Consider the following 8,280-nt stretch of genomic DNA (forward strand, 5'->3'; position numbering starts at 1 on the left):
AATACTAATATTTTGTATTTTGATTTTTTCTTCAATTGGTGCGTTAAATACATATTGGATGTTAAATGAAAACTATTTTATTTTGTTTAGAGATTTAGGTATGACAAATAGAAATTTAATATTATTAAATATAAAAAATATAGTTAAATATTTTATAATATTCTTTATCATTCAAATAGTATTTTATTATTTTGCGTATAAAAATATAAGTAGTTTTTATCACAATATGAATGTTTCACTTAAAATCGTTATACAAATAATACCATTTATCTTTAATTTAATTGTATCTTATATTATTTTTAAGAAAAGAAGTATAGAATTAAAGAGCTAGATAAGGAACTTCCCAGTAAATAACTTAGGTTTATTAATAAAAGGTTATATAAAATAATAACAAAAAAGTGCTGATGAATTATATCATTAGCACTTTTTTTGAAGAGAAAAACAATATTATGTATAAGTGAATAAAAGGTGTGACGACTATACATATCTTAGGGGTATCACTTTTCTCTTCATTTTTAATTATAATATATATAACATATATTTTCAGCTGTTTAAGATTTTTCATCGCATAAAAATCAAGAAATTAAATTATATTATTAATATTTTGAAGTATTTGAAAATTTTACATAAATAACATAGTAAAGTTAATGAAACACATTTGCAAATAAATTTTCTTTTGAATATTTTAGTATGAAAATAATTCAAAGGAAAAAGTCAAATTTGAAATATTTTAATAATTGTGCATTTGAAATTTTGTTTTAAATGAATTGTTTACCATAAAAATTGAATACTATTTATTGTGTTTTCACCTTGACAAAACCACTATATGTAGTAAAATATTATGTACGGGGGGGGAGATATGAATGTTATAAAAAGAAATGGTTCAATTGTTGAATTTGATAAAGAAAAGATAATAATTGCGATAGAAAAGGCTATGAATTCATTCACTGGGGTGTATGAAGAAGGGCTTGCTTTAAAGATTGCTAATGAGATAGAAGAAAAAGCACGAGATATGGATAAGGCCATTACAATTCATAGTATTGAGGATGAAGTTTATTATAGATTGATTAAATACAATAATCTTGCGACCGCAAAAGCTTATGAATCATATAGGTCTGTACAAGAGTTTAAACGTAAGATGAACACTATAGACGAAGATGTACTTGGTATATTAAATAAGTCAAATGCAGAAGTGTTAAATGAAAACTCAAACAAAGATGCAAAAATTGTAAGCACACAGAGAGATTTAATTGCTGGTGAAGTGTCTAAAGACATTGCGAGAAGAAAATTATTACCAGCTGACATATTACTTGCGCATGATACAGGCGCGATACATTTCCATGACATGGACTACATAATGCAACCAATGTTTAATTGTTGCTTGATAAATTTAAAAGATATGCTTACAAATGGTACTGTTGTAAATGGTAAGAAAATAGATACACCAAAGAGTTTCCAAGTTGCATGTACTGTGACAACTCAAATAATTGCGCAAGTTGCAAGTGGGCAATATGGTGGTCAAAGTATTAATGGTATAGACACAATACTTGCTCCTTTTGTTAGAAAATCATATAACAAATATTTGGCTCTTGTAGAAGAAGAACAAAGAGAAATATATGGTATTGAAATAGATAAAGAAAAAGCTAAACAGGTAGCTTGGAGAAGGACTAAAAAAGAAGTAAAAGATGGTATACAAACCATTCAATATCAAATAAATACATTAATGACTACAAATGGTCAAGCTCCATTTGTTACATTGTTTATGCATTTCTTGCCTGGATTTGAATATGAAAAAGAAGCAGCTTTGATTCAACAAGAAATACTTGAACAAAGATATACAGGTATCAAAAACGAAGCGGATGTTTATGTGACTCCAGCATTTCCTAAATTGATTTATGTGCTTGATGAACATAATGTGCATCCTGATTCTAAATATTATTATTTGACTAAATTAGCGGCGAAATGTACTGCCAAAAGAATGTATCCTGACTATGTTTCTGCAAAGAAAATGAAGGAACTATACGAAGGAAATGTTTTTGCACCTATGGGATGTAGATCATTTTTATCTCCATGGAAAAACGATAAAGGCGAATATGTATTTGATGGTAGATTTAACATGGGGGTAGTAAGTTTAAACTTACCACAAATTGCCATTCTTTCAAACGGATCTGAAGAACAATTCTTCAAGATATTAGATAAAAGATTGAGATTAGTTAAAAGAGCTCTATTAATTAGATATGAGTTACTTAAAGGAGCTACAAGTGAAGTTAGTCCAATACATTGGCAATATGGTGCCATCACCAGATTAGGTAAAGGTGAAAAAATAGATGATTATTTAGAAAATGGATATTCAACATTATCTATCGGATATATTGGATTATATGAAGCTTCAAAATTAATCACTGGAGAATCACATACAAAAGGTGGAAAGAATTTCGGATTAAAAGTTATGAAGAAATTAAGAGAAGCTACCGATAAATTTAAAGAAGAAACAGGATTAGGTTTCGCTTTATATGGTACTCCGGCAGAAAGCTTAACACATAGATTCTGTAAGATAGATACTGCTAGATTTGGAATAATCAAAGATGTTACACATAAAGGATATTATACAAACTCCTATCATGTAGATGTTAGAGAAGACATTTCTGTATTTGATAAATTTGATTTCGAATCAGAGTTTCAAACATTATCAACAGGTGGGATGATTTCCTATGCTGAAATTCCAAATATGAATCATAATTTAGAAGCTGTAGAAACCCTTGTTAGATATATCTACGATCATATAATGTATGCTGAATTTAATACAAAATCTGACTATTGCCATGAATGTGGTTATGATGGCGAAATAATAGTAAATGAAGATAATGAATGGGAATGCCCAAATTGCCACAATACCGATAAAGATAGACTTACCGTTATTAGACGTACATGTGGATACTTAGGTGAAAATTTCTGGAATGAAGGCCGTACAAAAGAAATAAAATCAAGAGTGTTACATATATGAGTTATGGTGGAAATTACGCACAAATAAGGAAGTTTGATGTTGCAAATGGATTTGGTATAAGAGTATCATTGTTTGTTACTGGATGCACGCATAAATGTCCCGGTTGTTTTAATGCTCTTTATCAAGATCCAAATTATGGAGAGCCTTGGACAGAGGAACAAACAGATTTAGTTATTGAATACTTGAAAGACCCTGCTGTACGAGGTTTGACATTATTAGGCGGTGAACCATTCCAAAATACTTGGTTGACGGAAGTTGTACGAAAGGCAAAAAAAGCGACAGGTAAGGAAATATGGGCATATTCAGGATATACTTATGAAAAATTAATTGAAGATCCGAAGAGATTAGAATTATTAAAAGAATGTGACATTTTAATTGATGGACCATTCATCATGGAAAAACTTGATCTTCGACTTAAATTCAGAGGAAGCTCAAATCAGAGAGTTATAGATGTACAAGAAACTCTTAAAAAGGGCGAAGTAGTTGAACTTGATATAGATAATGTAGATTAAAAGTAACATATTTATCCCCTTTACTAAATTAGTGAAGGGGATTTTAGTATATAAGATTCAAATATTTATAAAAAATATGTTAATATAGAAAATAGAATTAATTAAATAAAATATATTTTTACAAGGAGCTTATATGACAGAGATGAAAAGATGTCCCTGGTCAGATTCAGATGAATTATTGAAAAAATATCATGATGAAGAATGGGGGATACCAACATTTGATGATAATAAAATATTTGAAATGCTTGTTTTGGAGATGTTTCAATCAGGCTTGTCTTGGTTAACAATCTTAAAGAAAAGAGAAGCATTTAGAGAAGCTTTTGATAATTTTAATCCAGAAATAGTTTCAAAATATGATGAAAATAAAATAAATGAATTATTGGAAAATGAAGCTATTATTAGAAATGAAATGAAGATAAAATCAGCTATTAATAATGCGAAAAAATATATTGAAGTTCAAGATAAATATGGAAGCTTTTCAAAATATATTTGGTCATATGTATTTGATACGCCAATTATTAATCCATGGTCTTCACCAGAAGAAGTGCCATCGAAAAACCCACTTTCCGATAAAATTTGTGAAGATATGAAGAAAATGGGTTTTACATTTATTGGCTCAACTATCATATATTCATTCTTGCAATCAATAGGAATGATCAATGATCATATATTATCGTGTAATTTTAAATACAAAGATTAGAAAAGTATGATATAATCTTTTAGGTAAGAGTAGATTATCAGCGATAGTGACTAAAAATGGGACGTTGTTTTAGTACGAATAAATTTTTTAAATTTGCGATTGATAATCGCGTTCACTACTTAAGTCCCTTAAGTAGTATATTCACGGAGGGATTAAATGAATAAAGATATTTCTTTTAAATCCTGGGTAATCATAATAATCATGACTGTGATTAGTATTGTTTCCTTTAGAGTAAGTGGAAATAATATAATATTTACAGGCTTATTATTAAGTTGTCTAGGTATATTTTTTATAGGCTTATTGTCTAACAGGGTAATTGGAGCAATTTTTGGAGCACTTATTATGTGTGCAGGTATATTAACGAGGAATTATTTCTTGTTAATTCCAAAATTAAAGGGTGCAAAATTAGATGCATTTATGCAAAAATCTAATGAATTTCAAGCTGTTTTATCAAAATATTATATTTTATTTATAATAGGTGCAGCATTATTGGGATTTGTCGCAGGTATTATAGGTGAGATTATCCAAAGAGATAAAAGTAATAAATTTACTACAGTTAAAATCACATACATGGCAATTTTTGTTGCTCTAGGTGCTATAGTAAATAGTTTAAGGATTGGTGTTTTCAGTTTTGGAGGATTCCCAATTATATTATCAGGATTTATTCTTGGACCAATCCCAGGATTTATTGTTGGGGGAGTTACTGATGTGGTAGCATTTATCATTAGACCATCAGCATTTCCATTCAATCCATTATTTTCTTTAACATCAGCATTAACAGGTATGATACCAGTTGTTGTTGCAAGTTTATTGGGAGATAAACATCCAAAGTATACATTTATTAAAATTTTAGTTGGTATAGCAGTTGGACAAATATTGACATCTGTTGTGTTAGCGCCATTATTTTCTGTATGGCTTTATGGTAAAAATACAATTTCAGTTTTAATGAGTAAAGCACTTATTAAACAAGCTTACTCAATACCATTATATGCAATTTTAATGAGAACAATAATTGAAAGAATAGCAAAAGTCACAAATATACAAAAAGAATTAGCATAGATATTTTAAAACTATAATGAAATGAGAAATCATTTTGTTATAGTTTTTTTATTGTAATTTAGAGTATTTCATGTTTATTTTGATTAACCTATATGTTAGAATAAATTGGAATTATATTATATAAGTAAAATTTGAGGGGAAAATGAGTATATTAACAGTTGAAAATCTTTATCATAGCTATGGTGGTAGAGAAATTTTGGAAAATGTAAATTTTAGATTATTAAAAGGGGAGCATGTTGGTCTTATCGGCCCAAATGGTGAAGGTAAATCTTCATTTATGAATATCATTACTGGGAAATTGATTCCTGATAATGGCAAAATTGAATGGGCTAAATATGTTAAAGTAGGATATTTGGATCAATTAGCTTCATATGATAAAGATGTAACCATTAGAGAAGTATTGCAAGATGCGTATTCAGATTTATTTGAAAAAGAAGCAAGGATGAATGAACTTTATATTTCTATGGCTGATGCTTCTCCTGAAGAAATGAATGAAATGCTAGAAGAAGCAGGTTTATTGCAAGATATCATTGAGACAAGGGATTTCTATTCCATAGATGCAAAAATCGATGAAATTGCAACAAACATGGGAATAAACGAATTTGGACTTGAAAATAAATTTAAGGATTTATCTGGTGGACAAAGATCAAAAGTGCTTTTATGTAAACTATTATTAGAAAAACCAGATATTCTAATGCTTGACGAACCGACAAACTATCTCGACGAAGATCAGGTGGAATGGTTAAGAAGGTATCTTCAAAATTATGAAAATGCCTTTATTTTAATATCTCACGATATTGATTTCTTAAACTCTGTAATTAATTTAATCTATCATGTGGAAAATAAAGAGCTAAATAGATATGTAGGTGACTATAACGAATTTGAAAGACTTCATGAACAAAAGCTAAGACAAATCGAAGCAGCATATAAAAAGCAACAAGCTGAAATTAGAAAACTGGAAGATTTCGTAGCAAGAAATAAGGCTAATATTGCCACAAGAAATATGGCAATGTCTCGACAAAAGATGTTGGATAAAATGGATAGGATAGAATTACAAAAAGAAAAACCCGAACCGGAGTTTGATTTTAAGGAGATAGGATCCACATCAAGACTTATTTTTGAAACGAAGGATTTAGTGATTGGATACACTGAAGATGAACCTCTTACCATTCCTCTAAACTTACGTATGGAGAGAGGGGATAGAATTGTAATCACAGGGATGAATGGTCTTGGTAAAACAACTCTTGTTAAAACTATTTTAGGAGAAATGAAGCCTTTATCAGGAGAAATTCATTTTGGCCAAAACTTACACATTGGATATTTTAAGCAAGAAGAAACTTATGGTTCTCAAACTGCAATAGATGAAATATGGGATACATTCCCATCTTTACTTCAAAATGAAGTTAGAGCAGCACTTGCAAGAGTAGGGCTTACTACAGAACAATACGAATCCCAAGTAAAAGTTTTATCAGGTGGAGAAAAAGCTAAAGTTCGTCTATGTAAAATCATCAATCAACCCACAAATATTGTAATGCTTGATGAACCGACAAACCATTTAGACAATGTAGCAAAGGATGAGTTAAAAAGAGCATTAAAAGCATACAATGGTGGGATATTTCTAATTTCCCATGAAAAATCCTTTTATGAGGATATAGCAACAATCACTTGGGATATGGAAGAATTCAGCACAAAATTTAAATAAAAAAAGTCCTTTACAGTATTGACAATATATTAACTAAGACGTATATTAATTATAATACATGTAAAGGAGACATTATGAAAAAAACATTTATTTTATTATTAACAATAATCCTAACACTAACTGCTTGCAGCACAAACAACATGGACCAAAGTATTATAAAAGAACCTAAATATGAAAATGCAATCAAACGAGCAGAACCTGGAGATATTTATTATTTAGATGATGAAATTTCTTTATTTAAAATTCCTGGTGTTGGTACATTCATATATAACTTTAAGGAAGAAAAAATTACAACATCTCTTTTCTTAGAAGATCTAGAATATGACAAATATTCTGTTACTCCATTGATGAGTGAAGATAAAGAAAACATCGTATTTGAACAAACACCACAAACAAAAGAGTTTGAGGAAAAAGATCCTATAGTATATAACATAAAAAATAAAACAGTAAATACTGTTAAAAAAGATAAAATTAAAACAATAGAATTAAAACCAGAATGGGATAATAAAATTAAAATTGAAGGTTGGGAATTAAAAAATATTATCCTTAGTCCTGAAAATTCAAATAAGGAATATTTTGTGTTTAAGGATGTGGAAGAATAGGGAAGGATTTAGAAATGGATGAAATGAGAAAGAATATAGAAAATAATATTAAATTTTATTATTTTACAAGTTTATTTTTTATAGTATTTTTTAATAGTTTTGGATTTCCTTTATGGGGAGTTTCAGGAGTATTTGAATTAAATTTATATAACATACTCTTCATATTCTTTCCACCTATCATGCTAGGAATGATTCTTTCTTACATAGTAAAAGAAAAGTTTTTGCTATTTTGGATTAAAGTAATTGGTCTAGTGTGTATAGGCATTGCTTTACGCTATTTATTAGAATTTAAATCTATAAACTTTATGAAAATATTTACGTTAAAAAATGTAGCTTTACACTCTTTCTTATTTATTAGTTTATTTACCGCGAGTTTTTATTTTACTAAAAAATCAGCGGGGATTAGCACCAAAAATTGAAAATTACAATATGGTGCTATTTGAAAAATTTGATAAAGAAAAATAGAATATGGAACAAAATGCCCCAGGATTGCCGGGGCATTTTGTTTTACTGTATATTATAATGTTTTGGTGGTGTAATATGTGGATTTATAAATAGCTTATTTGCTTTTTTGTAGCTATTTCCTGATTATTTTAAGATTCTCGATTTAATCAGGAAAGATTTTTGCTTGTTTTTCCTGATTATTTAAGGATTCTCGATTTAATCAGGAAAGATTTTTGCTTGTTTTTCCTGATTATTTA

Annotated in this window: 8 protein-coding genes and 1 riboswitch; all 8 genes read left to right on the forward strand. The window is 28.8% G+C overall.

The genetic code is table 11. From position 1 onward, the window contains the following. On the forward strand, nucleotides 1-331 hold a 331-nt coding region (locus tag HMPREF9709_RS10040; RefSeq protein WP_169311906.1), incomplete at its 5' end, for a hypothetical protein. Between the two features lie 528 nt (nucleotides 332-859). Further along, nucleotides 860-3,004 (forward strand): anaerobic ribonucleoside-triphosphate reductase, encoded by a 2,145-nt coding sequence (gene nrdD / locus HMPREF9709_RS03095; RefSeq protein WP_005397854.1) that lies wholly within the window; start codon nucleotides 860-862, stop codon nucleotides 3,002-3,004. Beyond that, nucleotides 3,001-3,516 carry an anaerobic ribonucleoside-triphosphate reductase activating protein gene (gene nrdG / locus HMPREF9709_RS03100; RefSeq protein ID WP_005397856.1) on the forward strand — a complete coding sequence of 172 codons (516 nt, stop codon included), beginning with the start codon at nucleotides 3,001-3,003 and terminating at the stop codon, nucleotides 3,514-3,516. The genes nrdD and nrdG overlap by 4 nt, the downstream gene beginning before the upstream one ends. A gap of 133 nt (nucleotides 3,517-3,649) precedes the next feature. After that, nucleotides 3,650-4,216 carry a DNA-3-methyladenine glycosylase I gene (locus HMPREF9709_RS03105; RefSeq protein WP_005397857.1) on the forward strand — a complete coding sequence of 189 codons (567 nt, stop codon included), beginning with the start codon at nucleotides 3,650-3,652 and terminating at the stop codon, nucleotides 4,214-4,216. A 22-nt stretch (nucleotides 4,217-4,238) separates the two neighbouring features. Then, nucleotides 4,239-4,336: riboswitch (THF riboswitch) on the forward strand. Between the two features lie 36 nt (nucleotides 4,337-4,372). Then, on the forward strand, nucleotides 4,373-5,275 hold the full coding sequence (locus HMPREF9709_RS09530) for a folate family ECF transporter S component (protein WP_005397858.1): 903 nt from the start codon (nucleotides 4,373-4,375) through the stop codon (nucleotides 5,273-5,275). A gap of 142 nt (nucleotides 5,276-5,417) precedes the next feature. Continuing rightward, the gene (locus HMPREF9709_RS03115; protein ID WP_005397859.1) at nucleotides 5,418-6,977 is read left to right on the forward strand and encodes an ABC-F family ATP-binding cassette domain-containing protein; all 1,560 of its coding nucleotides are present in this window, start codon (nucleotides 5,418-5,420) and stop codon (nucleotides 6,975-6,977) included. A gap of 74 nt (nucleotides 6,978-7,051) precedes the next feature. Next, nucleotides 7,052-7,579, forward strand: a complete 528-nt coding sequence (locus HMPREF9709_RS03120; RefSeq protein ID WP_005397860.1) for a hypothetical protein — start codon at nucleotides 7,052-7,054, stop codon at nucleotides 7,577-7,579. Nucleotides 7,580-7,593: 14 nt separating this feature from the next. Next, nucleotides 7,594-7,998 carry a hypothetical protein gene (locus HMPREF9709_RS03125; protein WP_005397861.1) on the forward strand — a complete coding sequence of 135 codons (405 nt, stop codon included), beginning with the start codon at nucleotides 7,594-7,596 and terminating at the stop codon, nucleotides 7,996-7,998. The last annotated feature ends 282 nt before the right edge of the window (nucleotides 7,999-8,280 follow it).

The sequence above is a fragment of the Helcococcus kunzii ATCC 51366 genome, assembly GCF_000245755.1.
In the GTDB taxonomy this organism is placed as follows: domain Bacteria; phylum Bacillota; class Clostridia; order Tissierellales; family Peptoniphilaceae; genus Helcococcus; species Helcococcus kunzii.

Excerpts from the sequence above, each read along its gene's own strand:
- HMPREF9709_RS09530 (WP_005397858.1), top strand. The coding sequence starts at position 4,373 with ATGAATAAAGATATTTCTTTTAAATCCTGGGTAATCATAATAATCATG.
- HMPREF9709_RS03115 (WP_005397859.1), top strand. The coding sequence starts at position 5,418 with ATGAGTATATTAACAGTTGAAAATCTTTATCATAGCTATGGTGGTAGA.
- HMPREF9709_RS03125 (WP_005397861.1), top strand. The coding sequence starts at position 7,594 with ATGGATGAAATGAGAAAGAATATAGAAAATAATATTAAATTTTATTAT.
- nrdD (WP_005397854.1), top strand. The coding sequence starts at position 860 with ATGAATGTTATAAAAAGAAATGGTTCAATTGTTGAATTTGATAAAGAA.
- HMPREF9709_RS03120 (WP_005397860.1), top strand. The coding sequence starts at position 7,052 with ATGAAAAAAACATTTATTTTATTATTAACAATAATCCTAACACTAACT.
- HMPREF9709_RS03105 (WP_005397857.1), top strand. The coding sequence starts at position 3,650 with ATGACAGAGATGAAAAGATGTCCCTGGTCAGATTCAGATGAATTATTG.
- nrdG (WP_005397856.1), top strand. The coding sequence starts at position 3,001 with ATGAGTTATGGTGGAAATTACGCACAAATAAGGAAGTTTGATGTTGCA.